We start from the raw sequence: 16,773 nt of genomic DNA, 5'->3' as shown, positions 1-16,773 counted from the left end.
GCCGCCGCCGGCTCAGGCCACCGTGCTGCGGCCCACCACGTTTCCCGCCCGGTCGATGCAGATCACGTCCACCGCGACCGGTGCCCCGCGCAGCACCGCCAGCGCCTGGTCCCGGGCGGCCGTCGCGACCAGGTCGCCCAGCGGCACCCCGGCCGCCCGGCAGAGCTGGAGCGCGGCCAGCCCCGTGTTGGCGTCCGCCACCTCGGCGGCCAGCGCCTCGCCGGCGCCGCCGCGCCGGGCCAGACCGGCGAGGAAGCCCTTGTCGACCTGGGAGCGCGCCGAATGCAGGTCCAGGTGCCCCGCGGCCAGCTTGGACAGCTTGGCGAAGCCGCCGCACACCGTCAGGCGGTCCACCGGGTGGCGCCGGACGTACTTCAGCACCGCGCCCGCGAAGTCGCCCATGTCGAGCAGGGCGTCCTCGGGCAGCCCGTACTCGGCGACCACCGTCTTCTCGGACGTGGAGCCGGTGCACCCGGCGACATGCGTGCGGCCGGCCGCCCGGGCCACGTCCACCCCGCGCCGGATCGAGTCGATCCACGCCGAACACGAGTACGGCACCACGATGCCCGTCGTACCGAGGATCGACAGCCCGCCCAGGATGCCCAGCCGGGGGTTCCAGGTGGACCGGGCGATCTCCTCGCCGTGGTCGACGGACAGCGTGATCTCGACGTCCCCGGTGCCGCCGTGGCGCGCGGCGACCTCGGCGACGTGCTCACGCATCATCTGCCGCGGCACGGGGTTCACCGCCGGTTCACCCACCTCCAGCGGCAGGCCCGGCCGGGTCACGGTGCCCACCCCCGGCCCCGCCCGGAACACCACTCCCCGCCCGGCGGGCAGGACGCGCACCGTCGCCCGCACCAGCGCCCCGTGCGTGACGTCGGGATCGTCGCCCGCGTCCTTCACGATGCCCGCCATCGCCCGGTCGCCGGTCAGCTCCTCCGCCGCCAGCGCGAACGACGGGGTCTGCCCCCGGGGCAGCGTGATCGTCACCGGGTCGGGGAAGTCCCCGGTCAGCAGCGCGGTGTACGCGGCCGTCGTCGCGGCGGTCGCGCAGGCGCCGGTGGTCCAGCCGGGCCGCAGACCGGTGTGCTTGAGTTGGGCGCTGCGGCCGCCCCTGGCCTCGCTGCTCATGACGCGTTCTCCCGACGGGAACCGAGAAAGGACGAACCTGCCGTGCACCTGCTGATCCTGGGCGGCACCACCGAGGCCCGCCGTCTCGCCGAACTGCTGGCGGACGCCCCCACGCCCGGCCTACGGGTGACGACCTCCCTGGCCGGACGGGTGGCGGCACCCCGGCTGCCGCCCGGCGAGGTGCGCGTCGGCGGCTTCGGCGGCGCCGACGGGCTCGCCGCCTGGCTCCGGGAGCACGCGGTGGACCTGCTCATCGACGCCACCCACCCTTTCGCCGGCACCATCAGCTTCAACGCGGCGCGGGCCGCCGCCACCGCCCATGTTCCTCTCCTGGCCCTGCGGCGGCCCGGCTGGACACCCGCCGAGGGCGACACCTGGCACGAGGCGGCCTCCCTGCGGGACGCGGCCCGGCTGCTGCCCCGGCTCGGCCGGCGGGTGTTCCTCACCACCGGCCGCATGGGCCTGGCCGCCTTCGCGGACCTGGACGGCCTGTGGTTCCTCGTCCGTTCCGTGGACCCGCCCGCCGCCCCGCACCCGGCGCGCATGGAGACGCTGCTGGACCGCGGCCCGTTCACCCTGGACGGCGAGCGGGAGGTGCTGCGGCGGCACCGGATCGACGTGGTCGTCACCAAGGACAGCGGGGGAGCGGCCACCGCCCCGAAGCTGACGGCCGCCCGGGAGGCGGGCCTGCCGGTGGTGGTGGTCCGCAGACCCGCCGCCCCCGCCGGGGTGCCGGTGGTGCCCGGCCCGGAGGAGGCGGCCCGGTGGGTCGGCGAGGCATGCGCCGCCCGGCGGGCCGGGCAGGCCGCCGGGGCCCCACCCGCCGGGGGCGGGGCCTGACCGGACGGCGCTGGGCTCACGCCTCCGGGTAACTGCGAGGCGTCCAGACGACCTCTTCGCCGTCCCCGCGCCGCACGACCCGGGTCCGGGAGGAGCCCACCAGCAGGATCGTGCGCATGTCGACCTCGGCCGGGTCCAGATCGGCCAGCCGGACGATCCGGACCCGCTCACCGGGCCCGCCCACGTCCCGGGCGACCACGACCGGCGTGTCCGGCGCCCGGTGCTCCAGCAGCAGTTCCCGCGCCTTGCCGACCTGCCAGGTGCGGCTGCGCGACCCGGGGTTGTACAGCGCCAGCACCAGGTCCGCCGACGCGGCCGCGCCGAGCCGTTCCGCGATGACCTCCCACGGCTTGAGCCGGTCGGACAGGGAGATCGCGGCGTAGTCGTGGCCGAGCGGGGCGCCGGCCCGGGCGGCGGCCGCGTTGGCGGCGGTCACCCCCGGCAGCACCCGCACCGGGACGTCCGCGTACTCCGGCGCGGAGGCCACCTCCAGGACCGCCGTCGCCATGGCGAACACCCCCGGGTCACCGCCCGACACCACGGCCACCCGGCGTCCCCGCTGGGCGAGTTGGAGGGCGAACTCGGCGCGTTCGGCCTCCACCCGGTTGTCCGAGCCGTGCCGGCGCTGGCCGGGGCGGACGGGGACCCGGTCCAGGTACGTGGTGTAGCCGACGAGGTCGTCGGCGGCGGCGAGGGCGCCGCGCGTCTCGGGCGTCAGCCACGACGGACCGGCCGGGCCCGTCCCCACCACGACCACCTCGCCGGCCGCAGCGGGCCGTTCCCCGGGGCGCTCCGCGCCGGCCCGGCTGGGCAGCACGGCCACCGAGAAGTACGGCACGGACCCGGCGTCGACGTCGGCGAGCGGGGCGAGACGCTCCCCGTCCATGGTGGCCCGCTCCACGTACCGCGCCTCGGCGAGCCGCCCCGCATCCTCCAGGGCCCGCCGCACCTTGGGGAAGGTGCGGCCCAGCTTCATCACCACGGCCACGTCGGTCGCGGCCAGCCGCGCGGTCAGCTCCTCCTCGGGCAGCGTGCCCGGCAGGACGGTGAGCACCTCCTCGCCCTCGGCGAGCGGCGCGCCGAGGCGGGCCGCGGCGGCGGACACCGAGGTGACCCCGGGGATGACCTCGGTGTCGTAGCGGTCCGCGAGCCGCTTGTGCATGTGCATGTAGGAGCCGTAGAAGAGCGGGTCGCCCTCCGCGAGGACGGCGACCGTGCGGCCCGCGTCCAGGTGGGCGGCGAGCCGGGCCGACGCCTCGGCGTAGAAGTCGTCCATGGCGCCCTGGTAGCCGCCCGGGTGGTCGGTGGTCTCCGTGGTCACCGGGTAGACCAGGCGCTCCTCGATGTGGTCGGCGCGCAGGTGGCGGGCCGCGATCGAGCGGGCGATGGACCGGCCGTGCCGGGCACTGTGGTAGGCGACGACGTCGGCCTCGGCGATGACCTCGACGGCCCGCACGGTCATCAGGGACGGGTCGCCGGGCCCCAGCCCGACCCCGTACAGCTTGCCGCTCACTCTTCCTCGCTCGCGATCGCGTTGAGCGCGGCCGCCGCGATGGCGCTGCCGCCGCGCCGGCCCCGCACCACCAGGTGCTCCAGGCCCGACGGGTGGGCGGCCAGGGCGTCCTTGGACTCGGCCGCGCCGACGAAACCGACCGGCACACCGATGACCGCGGCCGGCCTCGGCGCGCCCTCGTCGATCATCTCCAGCAGCCGGAACAGCGCGGTCGGCGCGTTGCCGACGGCCACCACGGAGCCCTCCAGCCGGTCCCGCCACAGTTCCAGGGCGGCGGCGCTGCGCGTGGTGCCCAGCCGGGCAGCGAGCTCCGGCACGGCCGGGTCGGACAGGGTGCACAGCACCTCGTTGCCGGCCGGCAGCCGCTTGCGGGTGACGCCGCTGGCGACCATCTGCACATCGCACAGGACGGGCGCCCCGGCGCGCAGCGCCTGCCGGGCGCGGGCCACCACCTGAGGGCTGAAGGAGAGGTCGCGGACCAGGTCGACCATGCCGCAGGCGTGGATCATCCGGACCGCGACCCGGCTGACGTCGGCGGGCAGGGCCGCGAGGTCGGCCTCCGCGCGAATGGTGGCGAAGGACTCGCGGTAGATCGCCGCGCCGTCCTTCTCGTAGGCGTACGTGGTCACGGTGTCGTTCTCGCTGCTCTCGGTCGTCGTACGGCTCATGGAAGGGTCCTCGCCAGGGCGGCGGCGAAGCCCGAGGGGTCGTCCAGCAGGGTGCCGCGCGGGTCCCGGCCCCGCACGGCGGTGGTGACGCGGTAGCCGCCCCCGGGCGCGGCCACCACGTCGACGTGGTCGCCGCGCGGGTGCCCGCAGCGCCGCTCGCAGCCCGACCAGTACACCGGCAGCGGGGTCCGGCCGGCCGCGGTGAGCGCCCGGGCCGCGTCCGCCCGCACGTCCGCACGGGACGTGGCGCAGCCGGGGCGGCCGGTACAGGCACCGACCCGCGGCCAGGGCGAGCCGGCGTCGGTGACCAGCCCGGCCGCGGCGAGCCGGGCGAGCACGCTCGCCGCCCGGTCCGGCTCCGCGTCCGGGGCGGGGACGACGACGCCGCGCCACGGCGTCAGCCGCAGCTCGCCGGGCGGGAACGCGGCGGCGGCCCGCGTCAGCTCCCGCCACTGGCCGGCGGTGAACCGGCCGAACGGCGCGTGCACGCACAGGGCGGAACCGACGGGCCCGGGGGCCGGTCCCTCCGCCTCGCCGGTGTCCCGCGCCGCCGGGGCGCAGCCGACGCCCGCCCGCGTCAGCGCGCGTTCCACCGCCGCCGTCAACTCGGCCACCGGTACGGGCAGTTCGTCCACCCGCCAGGCTCCCGAGCCGGAGGCCCGGGAGATCTCCAGGAAGACCTCCGCCGCCAGCAGGGCGGCCCGCGGCGCGTCCTCGCCGGACACCCGCAGCGCCTCCCGCGCCCCGCCCAGGGTGAGCAGCGCGGCGCCGCCGGCCGTCGCCCGCACGGTCACGTCGGCGCCGAGCGCGGCGACGTCCCCGCGCCCGTCGTCCAGCGCGAACAGGAAGCGCCCCGACAGGGTCACCGCCGCCGTACTCGCGCACAGCGCCGCGTCCAGGGCCGTCAGCCACGGCCGGACGTCCCGCACGCCGTGCCCGTCCAGGCCGGACAGCGGGGACGCGACGACGTTCCGCACCCGTTCGTGCGCCGGTGACGGCAACAGCCCGGCAGGCTCCAGCAGTCCGGCGAGCTCCGCCCCGCACGCGGGGCGCAGGCCCCGCAGCTGGACGTTGCCCCGTGAGGTCAGATGCAGTTCGCCGTCGCCCAGCCGCCGGGCCGCGTCACCGAGCGACGTCGCCTGCCGCACGGTGAGCACACCGCCCGGGATCCGGACCCGGGCGAGCGCCCCGTCGTCCGCCGCGTGCAGTCTCAACGCACCCGGGCAGGCGTCGCCGCCGTCCCGGGAGACCGCTGTGGCCTGGGACGACGAGGGGTGGGGTGCCGTGGACATGGCGGCGAGCATACCCACCATCACACCGGGTGCACGCCCTGCCGCCCTCGCCGGGGGCCTACTATGCTCCTCGGCGGATCATCCGATCCGCCACCGCCACGACGGCGACAGGGGAGGAAGCCCGGTGCGAACCCGGCGCGGTCCCGCCACTGTGAATCCGGCCACTGAGGCCGGGTGAGCCAGGAACTCCCGCCGTCTACACCGCCCGGGGCGCGGACCCCGAGGAAGGCCAGACGACGCATGCCGTTCTCGTCCGGGGACCACCCCCAGCACGCCGGGCAGCCCCACGTCCTGCTGCTGTCGACCTCCGACACCGACCTGCTCAGTGCCCGCGCGGCCGACGGCCCCGTGCCCTACCGGTTCGCCAACCCCGCCCGGCTCCCGCTCGACGACCTGCCCGCCCTCCTCGACGGCGTCTCCCTCGTCGTCGTCCGCCTGCTCGGCGGCCTGCGCGCCTGGCAGGAGGGCCTGGACCTGCTGCTCGCCGACGGCCGCCCCGTCGTCGTCCTCACCGGCGAACAGGCCCCCGACGCCCAGCTGATGGCCGCCTCCACCGTCCCCGTCGGCATCGCCGCCGAGGCCCACGCCTACCTCGCCCACGGCGGCCCCGCCAACCTGGAACAGCTCGCCCGCTTCCTGTCCGACACGGTGCTGCTCACCGGCCACGGCTTCGACCCGCCCGCGCCCGCCCCCACCTGGGGCCCGCTGGACCGCGTGTCCCGCGGCGAGGGCCCGCTCGTCGCGGTGCTCTACTACCGCGCCCACCACATGAGCGGCAACACCGCCTTCGTCGACGCGCTGTGCTCGGCCATCGAGGACGCGGGCGGACGCGCCCTGCCGCTGTACGTGGCCTCGCTGCGCGCCCCCGAACCCGAGCTGATCGACGCGCTCGGGGCCGCGGACGCGATCGTCACCACCGTCCTCGCGGCCGGCGGCACGCGGCCCGCGGAAGCCTCCGCGGGCGGCGACGACGAGTCCTGGGACGCGGGCGCCCTCGCCGCCCTGGACGTGCCCATCCTCCAGGCGCTGTGCCTGACCGGCTCCCGCACCGCCTGGGAGGACAACGACGAGGGCGTCTCCCCGCTGGACGCGGCCAGCCAGATCGCCGTGCCCGAGTTCGACGGCCGCCTGATCACCGTGCCGTTCTCCTTCAAGGAGATCGACGCCGACGGCCTGCCCGCCTACGTCGCCGACCCCGAACGCGCCGCCCGCGTCGCCGGCATCGCCGTGCGCCACGCCCGCCTGCGGCACATCCCCGCCGCCCGCAAGCGCCTCGCCCTGGTGCTGTCCGCCTACCCGACCAAGCACTCCCGCATCGGCAACGCCGTCGGCCTGGACACCCCCGCCAGCGCGGTCGCCCTGCTGCGCCGACTGCGCGAGGAGGGCTACGACTTCGGCGACGGCGCCGACGTGCCCGGCCTGGCCTCCGGCGACGGCGACGAACTCATCCGCGCCCTCATCGAGGCCGGCGGCCACGACCAGGAATGGCTCACCGAGGACCAGCTCGCCCGCAACCCGGTGCGCATCCCGGCCGCCGACTACCGCCGCTGGTACGCCACCCTGCCCGAGGAACTGCGCACCGCCGTCGAACGGCACTGGGGCCCGCCGCCGGGCGAGATGTTCGTCGACCGCAGCCGCGACCCGGAGGGCGACATCGTCCTGGCCGCCCTGCGCTTCGGCAACCTGCTGATCCTCATCCAGCCCCCGCGCGGCTTCGGCGAGAACCCCATCGCGATCTACCACGACCCCGACCTGCCGCCCTCCCACCATTACCTGGCCGCCTACCGCTGGATCGCCGCCCCCGCCGACGACGGCGGCTTCGGCGCCGACGCGATGATCCACCTCGGCAAGCACGGCAACCTGGAGTGGCTGCCCGGCAAGAACGCCGGCCTGTCCGCCGCCTGCGGCCCCGACGCCGCCCTCGGCGACCTCCCCCTGATCTACCCGTTCCTCGTCAACGACCCCGGCGAGGGCACCCAGGCCAAGCGCCGCGTCCACGCCACCCTCGTCGACCACCTCGTCCCGCCGATGGCCCGCGCCGACTCCTACGGCGACATCGCCCGGCTGGAGCAACTCCTCGACGAACACGCCCAGATCGCGGCCATGGACCCGGCCAAGCTGCCCGCGATCCGCGCCCAGATCTGGACCCTCATCCAGGCCGCCCGCCTCGACCACGACCTCGGCCTCGACGACCGCCCCGACGACGACGGCTTCGACGACTTCCTGCTGCACGTCGACGGCTGGCTGTGCGAGGTCAAGGACGCCCAGATCCGCGACGGACTGCACGTCCTCGGCACCCCGCCGGACGGCGCCGACCGCGTCAACCTCGTGCTGGCCGTGCTGCGCGCCCGCCAGATCTGGGGCGGCACCACCGCCCTGCCCGGCCTGCGCGAAGCCCTCGGCCTCGACGAGTCCGCCGCCACCCGCACCACCGCCGACGCCGCCGAGGAGGAGGCCCGGGCCCTGGTCCAGGCGATGGAGGACGCCGGCTGGGACCCCGCGGCCGTCCCCTCCGACCGCGGTGAACAGGTCGCCGCGATCCTGGAGTTCGCCGCCCGCGAGGTCGTGCCCCGCCTCGCCGCCACCACCGCCGAACTCGACCACGCCGTGCACGCCCTGAACGGCGGCTTCGTCCCGGCGGGCCCCTCCGGGTCGCCGCTGCGCGGCCTGGTCAACGTGCTGCCGACCGGCCGCAACTTCTACTCCGTCGACCCCAAGGCCGTCCCCTCCCGGCTCGCCTGGGAGACCGGCCAGGCCCTCGCCGACAGTCTCCTTCAGCGCTACCGCGCCGACCACGGCGACTGGCCCACCTCCGTCGGCCTGTCCCTGTGGGGCACCAGCGCCATGCGCACCGCCGGCGACGACGTCGCCGAGGCGCTCGCCCTGCTCGGCGTCCGCCCCGTCTGGGACGAGGCGTCCCGCCGCGTCACCGGCCTCGAAGCCATCCCCCACGAGGAGCTGGGCCGGCCCCGCATCGACGTCACCCTGCGCATCTCCGGCTTCTTCCGCGACGCCTTCCCGCACGCCGTCGGCCTCCTCGACGACGCGGTCCGCCTCGCGGCCGGACTGGACGAACCCGCCCACGTCAACCACGTCCGCGCGCACGTCCAGCAGGACCTGGCCGCCCACGGCGACGAACGCCGCGCCACCACCCGCATCTTCGGCTCCCGCCCCGGCACCTACGGCGCCGGACTGCTCCAGCTCATCGACTCCCGCGACTGGCGCACCGACGCCGACCTCGCCGAGGTCTACACCGTGTGGGGCGGCTACGCCTACGGCCGCGAACTCGACGGCCGGCCCGCCCGGGACGAGATGGAGGCCGCCTACCGGCGGATCGCCGTCGCCGCCAAGAACACCGACACCCGCGAACACGACATCGCCGACTCCGACGACTACTTCCAGTACCACGGCGGCATGGTCGCCACCGTCCGCGCGCTGCGCGGCACCGCCCCCGAGGCGTACATCGGCGACTCCACCCGCCCCGAGACGGTCCGCACCCGCACCCTCGTCGAGGAGACCTCCCGCGTCTTCCGCGCCCGGGTCGTCAACCCCAAGTGGATCGAGGCGATGCGCCGCCACGGCTACAAGGGCGCCTTCGAACTCGCCGCCACCGTCGACTACCTCTTCGGCTACGACGCCACCACCGGCGTCCTCGCCGACTGGATGTACGACAAGCTCACCGAGACCTACGTCCTGGACCCCGCCAACCGCGAGTTCCTCCAGCAGGCCAACCCGTGGGCGCTGCACGGCATCGCCGAACGCCTGCTGGAGGCCGAGTCGCGCGGCATGTGGGAGAAGCCGGACCCCGCGGTGCTCGAACAGCTGCGGCAGGTGTTCCTGGAGACGGAGGGCGACCTGGAGGGCGAGGACTGAACCGCCCGCCCGGGCCGCTCGCGAGGGCCGGTGCCGGGCGGACCGGGCTGCCGGTCCGCCCGGCGGCCCCTCACGGGCGGCCCCTCACGGGTGGCCCCTCACGGGTGGCCCCTCACGGGCGGGCCCTCGCGGGCGGGCCCGGATCAGCGGTGCTCCGCGGCGGCCCCGGCGGCCGTCCGCCCCGGCAGGAACGTCACGTGCGGCGCCCCCGTCTCCGGGTGCGCGCCGACGTCCGCCGCGACCCCGTACACCTCGGCCAGCAGCCGGGGGGTGAGGACCTCCGCGGGCGTACCGGCGGCGGCCACCGCGCCGTCGTGCAGCACGTACAGCCGGTCGCAGAAGTACGCGGCCAGGTTCAGGTCGTGCAGCGCGAGCAGCACCGTCGGGGACAGCCGGCGCAGGACGCTCAGGATGCCCAACTGGTGCCGGACGTCCAGGTGGTTGGTGGGTTCGTCCAGGACGAGCAGGGCGGGCCGCTGGGCGAGCGCACGAGCGATGAGCACCCGCTGCCGCTCACCGCCGGACAGCCGGTCGAAGGAGCGGTCCGCCAGGTGCGCCGCGTCGACCGCGGCGAGGGCGTCGCCGATCAGCGCGGCGTCCTCCGCGGTGTCCCCGTCGAGGAACCGCTTGTGCGGGGTGCGGCCCATCGCGACGACCTCACGCACCGTCAGCGCGAAGTCCGCGCCGCCGTCCTGCACCACCGCCGCGACGGTCCGCGCCAGTTGCCGCACCGGCACCGCCCAGGCGTCACCGCCGTCCACCCGCACCCGGCCCGTGTCCGGGCGCAGCACCCGGTACACGGCGCGCAACAGGGTCGACTTGCCACTGCCGTTCGGCCCGACCAGCCCGATGGTCTCGCCCGCGCGGGCGGACAGGGACACGTCCCGCACCAGGCGCCGCGCCCCCGCCGAGAGGGACACGTCCTCGACGGACAGACCGACGGCGGGCCGGCCGGACAGCCCACCGCTGCCGGTGTGAGCCCTCACGCCGGACCCCCCTCCGCGCCGCGCCGGGCGTCGCGGCGCATCAGCCACAGGAAGAACGGCCCCCCGCACAGCGCCGTCAGCACACCGACGGGAATCTCCCTGGGCGCCGCCACGACGCGCGCGCCGATGTCCGCCCAGGTCAGGAACACCGCCCCGCCGAGCGCGGCCGTCGGCAGCACCCGGCGGTGGTCGGAGCCCACGAACAGCCGCACGATGTGCGGCATCATCAGGCCGACGAAACCGATCGGACCGGCCGCCGCCACCAGGATCCCGGTGACCAGGGAGACCAGGACGAACAGGCGGGCCCGGAAACGGGCCACGTCCAGCCCCAGGGTGGTCGCCGCCTCCTCGCCGGCCAGCAGCAGGTTCAGGTTGCGGGCCTGCGCCAGCAGGACACCGATGCCCACCGCCAGCCCCAGCCCGGGCAGCCACAGCGCGTCCCAGCCGACCCCGCCGAGACCGCCGAGCGTCCAGGCGAGGACCGCGCGGGCCTCGTTGCCCCGGTCCGTGGAGAGCAGCAGCAGGTCCAGCACCGCCGTGAGCACCGCCGCGACCGCCACGCCGGCCAGGACCAGCCGGGCCGACGTGATCCTGCCGCCCGCCCGGGCGGTGGCGTACACGACCAGCAGCGCCCCCATCGCCCCCGTGAAGGCGGCGGCCGGCAACGACACCGGCCCGAACACGCTCACCCCGAACACGATCACCGAGACCGCGCCCAGCGACGCCCCGGAGGAGACGCCCAGCAGATACGGCTCGGCGAGCGGGTTGCGCAGCAGGGCCTGCAGCGCGGTACCGACGACGGCCAGCCCGGCACCGGTCACCGCGCCGAGCAGCACCCGCGGCGCCCGCACGTCCAGCACGATCGTCTCGCGCGCCCGGGACCAGCCGGGCTCCGTCCACTCCACGCCCCACGCGTGGGTGACGATGCCCCACACCTGCCCGGGCGGGACGCGTACCGACCCGATCGCCAGCCCGGCCGTCGCGGACGCCACGAGCAGGACGGCGAGGACGAGCAGCACCAGCCCGGGGCGCACGCGCTGCGGGCCGGAGGTCTTCCCCGGCGCAGCACTCACCAGGGTGCCGGCGCCGCTCACCGGAAGCTCTCGGGATGCAGCCCGCGCGCCAGGTCGCCCACCGCGTGCGCCGACCGGACGCCGACCAGCGTGGCGGTCAACGGCAGCACGACGAACCGCTTGTTCCGGATCGCCGGTACGTCCTTCAGGGCGGGCTGCGCCAGCAGGAACCGCTTCTTCTCCTCGACGCTCCCGGCCCCCGCGTAGTCGTACACGGCGATCACCTCGGGGCGGCGCTCGACGACCTGCTCCCAGGACACGTCACCGAAGACGTCGTCGAGGTCGGCGAACACGTTCTCCCCGCCCGCCAGCCGGATCAGCTCCGTGCCCAGGCTCTTGCCGCCCGCGGTGAACGGCGCCTTGTCCCCGCTGTCGTAGACGAACACCGGCACCCGCCGCTCGCCCCCGACGGCCTTCACCGCCTTCCCGACCCGGCTCCGCAGGTCGGCGACCAGCGCGTCCGCCCGCTCGGACACCCCGAAGATCCGGCCGACGGTGCGGATCTCGTCGTAGGTGTCCCGCATCGTCACCCGCTTCTTCCCGCAGTACTCGCGGTTGAGGTGGGTGTCGATCCCGGCGGCCGCGAACGCCTCCCGGCTGCGCCCCTGCTTCTCGTCGAAGGCGCTGCCGTACCCGCCGTAGACGAGGTCGGGCTCCACGTCGAGCACCTTCTCGAAGGACGGTTCCCGCTCGGCCAGTTCAGGGATCGCCTCGAAGTCCGCCTTCAGCTCCGGCAGGACCGCGGAGTCGGGGAAGGCGGTGCCGACCATGCGGTCCCCCAGACCGAGGGAGAGCATCAGCTCCGCCGGGTGCTGGTGGATGGTCACGACGCGCTCCGGGGGCCGCTCGTACGTCGTGGTCACACCGCAGTTGTCGACGGTGACCGGGAACCCTTCCGGCGCCGGCGCGCCGGCCTTCGCGTCACGGCCGGAGCCGCTGCCGGAGGTACCGCAGCCGGCGCTCAGCAGCACCGCCGAGAGGACGAGGGCGACCGCGGCCCGGGTGCGGGGGGAACGGGGTGCCGTGCGTGAGCGGTGCGGGGGGTGCGGCCGGCGGGGACGGTGCGGCCGGCCGGGGTGGTGCCTGCGCTGTGTGCGGGCAGGGGGGAACAAGGGGGACACGTGAGCCTCCTGGAGTCCGCGCTCCTCGGGACGGGCCCGCGACAGGCCAGTGTCCTGACTCCCGGATCGCTGTTCCCCCTCGCCTTCCCGCGCGGCGCGCAGTGGCATGCAGCAGGGGTGCACTCCCCGGTCACAGTGGCGGGACCGTGCCGGATTCGCACCGGCTTCCTGTCTCCCGTCGCGGCGATGACCCGTTGATCCTACTGGCTCCCGGGGAGCTCCCGCCCTCGGCGACGACGACGGGGGCGGCACTGCGGGACAGCAGGAGCAGCGGGCCGCGCGTGCTGCGCTCCGAATCGGCCCCGCGCCGGGCCTGTGCCGGGCCTCACGTGCCGTCGATCCGTTCCAGCAGCGCGCGGGCCTCCCGGGTGCGGCGGTGGTCGGGTCCGAAGGAGGCCAGGCAGGCGTCGTGCGCGGCTGCGGCCCGCTGCCGGGCATCGGCGGCACGGCCCAGCCCCAGCAGGGCGTCGGCGACGACCAGGTCCACGGCGCCGGTGTCCGGGAGGCACAGGTGGCCGGGCAGGGCGCGGTACAGCGTGTCGGCGGTCCGCGCCTCGCGGAGGGCGTCGTCGTGGCGGGCCTGGCCGTTGAGGCTGCGCGCCAGATTGAGGCGCAGCACCAGTGCCTGCCGGTCACGTTCCCGATGGGCGGCCAGGGCCTCGACGGCGACCGCCTCGGCCTCCTGGTGCCGTCCCTGCGCGTTCAGGGCGAAGACCAGCCCGTTGCGGGCGGCGGCGGCCAGGCGCGTCATCTCCGGCTCCGTGCCCCGCCCGGCGGCCTCCACGACCGCCGCGCATTCCGCCTCGCACTCGGCGTGCCGGCCGAGGGAGGTCATCTGCTGGGCGCGGTCCGAGCGCAGCTTCAGGGTCAGCCAGTGGTCGGCTCCGAAGAACCGGCGGAACGCGGCCAGCGCCTCGTCGTAGGTGGCGAGCGCCTCGGCGTGCCTGCCCTGCGCGCCCGCCGCCAGGGCGGCGAGGTTCAGCGCCACGGCCGCGTACTCGTCGTCGCGCGCCCGGGCCACGGCCCGCGCCCCGGCCTCCGCCTCGGCGTAACGCCCGGCCTCGTACAGGGCCTTGGCCTCGGCAACGGGCGTGCCCGTCATCTTCTCGGCGTCGCTTCGGCGTCGTGCTCGGAAGAACCTCATGGCGGGCGAGCATACGGGTCCGTGTGACGGCCCGTCCGATGCGCACCCCCGGGCCGCCCCGTGCACCGAGCGGCCGCGGCCGGCCCCGGGCCCGCAGCGGCCGCTCGGTGCACGGGACCGGACCGCGGCGGGGCGCGAACCGGGAGCGGTCACCGGGGGCGTCACCGGCCGCCCCCGCAGGGGCCGTCCCGCGCCCGCTGCTCAGCGCGTGTTCGTCAGGCCGCCCGTCACGGCGATGATCTCCCCCACGGTGTAGCTCGAGTCGGCGTCCGAGGCGAGGTACACGTACGTGGGGGCGATCTCCTCGGGCTGCGCGACGCGGCCGAGCGGGCCCTCGCTGCCGAGCTGGGCCAGACCGTCCTGGGGCATGTGCTGGTCGGCGACGTTGAGCACCGTCCAGGTGGGGCCGGGGGCGACCACGTTGGCACGGATGCCGTCCTTGGCCAGGTGCGGGGCGATCGACTTGGTGAAGTTCACCAGCGCGGCCTTGGCGGCGGCGTAGTCGATCATGGTGTTGCTGCCCTTGAGCGCCTCCTCCGACGCGGTCGCGATGACCGCGTCGCCCGCCTCGAGATGGGGGCGGGCCGCCTGGACCAGGTGGAAATAGGCGTACACGTTCACCTTGAAGGAGCGGTCCCAGTCCTGGAAGTCGAGCTGGGAGAGGTCGGTCTGGCTGTTCAGGTGGGCCGCGTTGTTCACCAGGACGTTCAGGCCGCCCAGCTCGCGCACCGTCCGCTCGACCACCGCGCGGCAGTGGGACGCCTCGGCCAGATCACCGGAGAGCAGCAGGCACCGCCGTCCCTCGGCCTCCACCGCGCGCCGGGTCTCCTCGGCGTCCTCCCGCTCCTCGGGGAGGTGGGCGATCGCGACGTCGGCGCCCTCGCGGGCGTACAGCACCGCGACCGCGCGGCCGATGCCCGAGTCCCCGCCGGTGATCAGGGCGACCTTGCCGCGCAGCTTGTCGGCCGCGCGGTAGCGTCCGGCCAGGTAGTGGGGCTTCAGCTCCATGTCCGACTCGCGCCCCGGGGGCTGCTGACGCTGCTGGGGGTAGGGCGGCGCGGGCTCACCGGTCACCTGCGGCTCGCCGGCGGGGGCGCGGGCGTCGTCCTGCTGCATGGGGAACCAACCTCCTGACGTTCCGGGGGTGGGTGCCGGGTTCCCCGGGGCGACGGGTCGACACGGCCCGCTGCCAGGGGGTGGTCCGTCCCCCTCCCGTCCGCTCGCCTCCTACGCCCCCGCGAGCCTGCCGTGCCGGGGCGCCGCCGCCCGTGACGTCCCGCCAAGCCCCCCGTGCCCTGCCGTCCCGCCGCTCCCGGTGGTGGCGACGACCGGGTCCGTGGTGGTCATGCGGTGCGCTCCCTGGTGTTGAGGACGCAGTCGCCGCAGGTGTTCGCGCCGGGGACGCGGTAGTAGAGGCAGCAGTTGTGGCGGTGGAAGGTGAGGGTGTCCCAGCCGCCGGTGTGCAGGGTCCCCCCGCCGGCGAGGGGCGGCCGCTCCAGGAGGGCGCGGACCAGGGGGAGGACGGGGTGGGGCGCGTCCGGGGCACGGCCGGTCAGGACGCGTGCGGCGCCGACGAGGGCGGAGGCCGCGTTGCCGCGCAGGGTGTGCGGGGACACGCCGTAGAAGCGCCGGACGGTGTCGGCCAGCGGGACCAGGTTCTGCTCGACGACCGTGCGGTGCAGCGCCGTGTCCGTTGGCGCGGCGAGCATGTGCGGTGCGGGCAGCCACAGTTCGAGCGGCCCGGTGGGCGTCCGGCGCCACCACAGCCCCTCGGGGCCGAGGTCGGGGACGGCGCCGGTGAGGGCCGCCGAGGCGAGGGCCACCGACCACAGCCGTGAGGCCGTGCCCAGGTGCAGGGTGGAGGCCGCCACCCGGGCTTCCTCGGTGCCGATCCGACGGCCCACCAGAGCGACCGACGCGTCCAGCGGGTCACGGCCGCCGTGCAGTTCGGCCATCGGGCGGAAGCCCGCCGTGCCGGCCCGTGGTCCGGCCGTCACCTCGAAGTAGGGGCCGACGGCGGACACCCGGTCCCATGTCGTGGCGTTCACCCTGTGCGTACCGTCCTGGTCGGCTTGTGGAAGGACCGGGTGCGCAGGGTCCCCCCGGGGTGGCACAGCGTCCGGTTGCCCTCCTCGTCCGCGGTGATCCCGGCCCGCTCACCCGGTGCCGCCGGACGCGGAGTGGACTCCGGTCGGCCCAGAGCGCGTTCGAGCAGCGGGAGCAGCGCGGGCGGGGCGGCGACGGGCAGGGCGGTGCGGGGCGCCCGGCGCCGCCCGGCGCTGCCCGCGAGCGGGCCGAAGTCCGGCCGGTCCGGGTCGGACGCGGCGGTGGCATCGCCACCGCCGACCAGGTCCTCCGGCGCCGGGAAGTCGTGCAGAGGGCCGGGAAGCCGCTCACCGTCGACGTCCCGTGCTGGACCGAGGCCGGTGCGGGGGTGAGCGGGCATAGAGACTCCTGGCATGCGTGAGCGGCCCGCGGCACGGCCGGGGGCCCGGGAGCGGGCACGGGGCGGTGGTGGTGCGGTGCGCCGGACGGTGAGCGGTGCGCAGAGCCGGGAAGGGCGGGAGCGGAGAGCGGGGGAGGGGAGGAACGGCGCTGGCAGGGGTGTCTAGGAGCGGTCGTCCGGCCCCGAGGACGCGGCGGACACGAAGGATGCGACGGGCTGCCGGCTCGTCCGCGCGCCGGGGCCCGTCCGGGCGGCCGGGGGCGGGGACGTCTCACGAACGTGCGAGCACATGGTGCCACGGTCCTCTCTCGGGGAGATCCGCCCCGGTACGGCGAGGTACGACGGCGTGAGTCTCCTGACTCGGGATCCCTGCTTCCCCGGCCTTCCCGCCTGGTCGGGCGGTGGCATCGGCGGGGTCGCTCCCCCTTCACAGTGGCGGTACCGTGCCGGATTCACACCGGCTTCCTCGTTCCGCCGTCGCTCGGTCGAACGGAAGCATGGCAGACCCGTACCGGTCCCCGCCAGCCCGCGAACTGTGCCGCGAGCCACACGGCGGGGGCGCGCCGGAGCATGCCGGGGACGTGCCGGGTGCCCCCCGGCACCGGCGTCCGGTCGGTGAGTTGGCGGCCTCCGGGTCCACCCGGCCCCGTGGCGCGGTGCGGGCTCCGCCGCGCCACCGGGCCCGG

The 16,773-nt window shown here is 76.1% G+C and carries 13 protein-coding genes and 3 riboswitches; of the genes, 2 read left to right on the top strand and 11 right to left on the bottom strand.

What is annotated here, in order from left to right; all coding sequences use genetic code 11:
* Positions 1–12: 12 nt before the first annotated feature.
* Positions 13–1,131, bottom strand: a complete 1,119-nt coding sequence (locus ACSU53_RS02915; RefSeq protein WP_437024582.1) for a cobalt-precorrin-5B (C(1))-methyltransferase — start codon at positions 1,129–1,131, stop codon at positions 13–15.
* 42 nt (positions 1,132–1,173) lie between these two features.
* On the opposite strand from ACSU53_RS02915, the gene ACSU53_RS02910 reads away from it, so the two are divergent.
* On the top strand, positions 1,174–1,971 hold the full coding sequence (locus ACSU53_RS02910) for a cobalt-precorrin-6A reductase (RefSeq protein ID WP_437024581.1): 798 nt from the start codon (positions 1,174–1,176) through the stop codon (positions 1,969–1,971).
* A gap of 16 nt (positions 1,972–1,987) precedes the next feature.
* Here the strand turns inward: ACSU53_RS02910 and ACSU53_RS02905 are convergent, their stop codons facing one another.
* From ACSU53_RS02905 to cobG, 3 genes are read right to left on the bottom strand one after another with little or no spacing between them, the layout of a single operon-like run.
* Entirely contained in the window at positions 1,988–3,484 is a 1,497-nt protein-coding gene (locus ACSU53_RS02905) for a precorrin-2 C(20)-methyltransferase (RefSeq protein ID WP_437024580.1), read from the bottom strand.
* Positions 3,481–4,152 (bottom strand): precorrin-8X methylmutase, encoded by a 672-nt coding sequence (locus ACSU53_RS02900; protein ID WP_203592099.1) that lies wholly within the window; start codon positions 4,150–4,152, stop codon positions 3,481–3,483. Before ACSU53_RS02900 ends, ACSU53_RS02905 begins: the two co-directional genes overlap by 4 nt.
* Entirely contained in the window at positions 4,149–5,456 is a 1,308-nt protein-coding gene (gene cobG / locus ACSU53_RS02895) for a precorrin-3B synthase (protein WP_437024579.1), read from the bottom strand. The genes ACSU53_RS02900 and cobG overlap by 4 nt, the downstream gene beginning before the upstream one ends.
* 101 nt (positions 5,457–5,557) lie before the next feature.
* Positions 5,558–5,633, top strand: a riboswitch (cobalamin riboswitch).
* Positions 5,634–5,684: 51 nt separating this feature from the next.
* Here cobG and cobN point away from each other — a divergent pair.
* Positions 5,685–9,317, top strand: coding sequence for a cobaltochelatase subunit CobN (cobN, locus tag ACSU53_RS02890; protein ID WP_437024578.1), 3,633 nt, complete (start codon positions 5,685–5,687; stop codon positions 9,315–9,317).
* 143 nt (positions 9,318–9,460) lie between these two features.
* Here cobN and ACSU53_RS02885 read toward each other — a convergent pair whose 3' ends face one another.
* The 7 genes from ACSU53_RS02885 to ACSU53_RS02855 all read right to left on the bottom strand — a co-directional run bounded on the left by ACSU53_RS02885 (position 9,461) and on the right by ACSU53_RS02855 (position 16,087).
* Positions 9,461–10,303, bottom strand: a complete 843-nt coding sequence (locus ACSU53_RS02885) for an ABC transporter ATP-binding protein (protein WP_437024577.1) — start codon at positions 10,301–10,303, stop codon at positions 9,461–9,463.
* A complete protein-coding gene (locus tag ACSU53_RS02880) occupies positions 10,300–11,337 on the bottom strand; it encodes a FecCD family ABC transporter permease (protein WP_437032992.1) in 1,038 nt (345 codons plus the stop codon). The genes ACSU53_RS02885 and ACSU53_RS02880 overlap by 4 nt, the downstream gene beginning before the upstream one ends.
* A gap of 56 nt (positions 11,338–11,393) precedes the next feature.
* On the bottom strand, positions 11,394–12,488 hold the full coding sequence (locus tag ACSU53_RS02875) for an ABC transporter substrate-binding protein (protein ID WP_437032990.1): 1,095 nt from the start codon (positions 12,486–12,488) through the stop codon (positions 11,394–11,396).
* Between the two features lie 47 nt (positions 12,489–12,535).
* Positions 12,536–12,695, bottom strand: a riboswitch (cobalamin riboswitch).
* A gap of 127 nt (positions 12,696–12,822) precedes the next feature.
* On the bottom strand, positions 12,823–13,641 hold the full coding sequence (locus tag ACSU53_RS02870) for a tetratricopeptide repeat protein (RefSeq protein WP_437024576.1): 819 nt from the start codon (positions 13,639–13,641) through the stop codon (positions 12,823–12,825).
* A 201-nt stretch (positions 13,642–13,842) separates the two neighbouring features.
* Positions 13,843–14,757 (bottom strand): SDR family oxidoreductase, encoded by a 915-nt coding sequence (locus ACSU53_RS02865; protein ID WP_437024575.1) that lies wholly within the window; start codon positions 14,755–14,757, stop codon positions 13,843–13,845.
* 227 nt (positions 14,758–14,984) lie between these two features.
* A complete protein-coding gene (locus tag ACSU53_RS02860) occupies positions 14,985–15,689 on the bottom strand; it encodes a (2Fe-2S)-binding protein (protein ID WP_437024574.1) in 705 nt (234 codons plus the stop codon).
* On the bottom strand, positions 15,686–16,087 hold the full coding sequence (locus ACSU53_RS02855) for a hypothetical protein (protein ID WP_437024573.1): 402 nt from the start codon (positions 16,085–16,087) through the stop codon (positions 15,686–15,688). The genes ACSU53_RS02860 and ACSU53_RS02855 overlap by 4 nt, the downstream gene beginning before the upstream one ends.
* A 333-nt stretch (positions 16,088–16,420) precedes the next feature.
* Positions 16,421–16,592, bottom strand: a riboswitch (cobalamin riboswitch).
* Positions 16,593–16,773: the final 181 nt, after the last annotated feature.

Source organism: Streptomyces sp. enrichment culture, from assembly GCF_964273255.1.
GTDB lineage: Bacteria > Actinomycetota > Actinomycetes > Streptomycetales > Streptomycetaceae > Streptomyces.
Note: the sequence above shows the minus strand (reverse complement) of the source record. Positions and strands in the feature narration are given on the sequence as shown.

Excerpts from the sequence above, each read along its gene's own strand:
- ACSU53_RS02915 (WP_437024582.1), bottom strand. The coding sequence starts at position 1,131 with ATGAGCAGCGAGGCCAGGGGCGGCCGCAGCGCCCAACTCAAGCACACC.
- ACSU53_RS02900 (WP_203592099.1), bottom strand. The coding sequence starts at position 4,152 with ATGAGCCGTACGACGACCGAGAGCAGCGAGAACGACACCGTGACCACG.
- cobG (WP_437024579.1), bottom strand. The coding sequence starts at position 5,456 with ATGCTCGCCGCCATGTCCACGGCACCCCACCCCTCGTCGTCCCAGGCC.
- cobN (WP_437024578.1), top strand. The coding sequence starts at position 5,685 with ATGCCGTTCTCGTCCGGGGACCACCCCCAGCACGCCGGGCAGCCCCAC.
- ACSU53_RS02870 (WP_437024576.1), bottom strand. The coding sequence starts at position 13,641 with ATGAGGTTCTTCCGAGCACGACGCCGAAGCGACGCCGAGAAGATGACG.
- ACSU53_RS02865 (WP_437024575.1), bottom strand. The coding sequence starts at position 14,757 with ATGCAGCAGGACGACGCCCGCGCCCCCGCCGGCGAGCCGCAGGTGACC.
- ACSU53_RS02855 (WP_437024573.1), bottom strand. The coding sequence starts at position 16,087 with ATGCCCGCTCACCCCCGCACCGGCCTCGGTCCAGCACGGGACGTCGAC.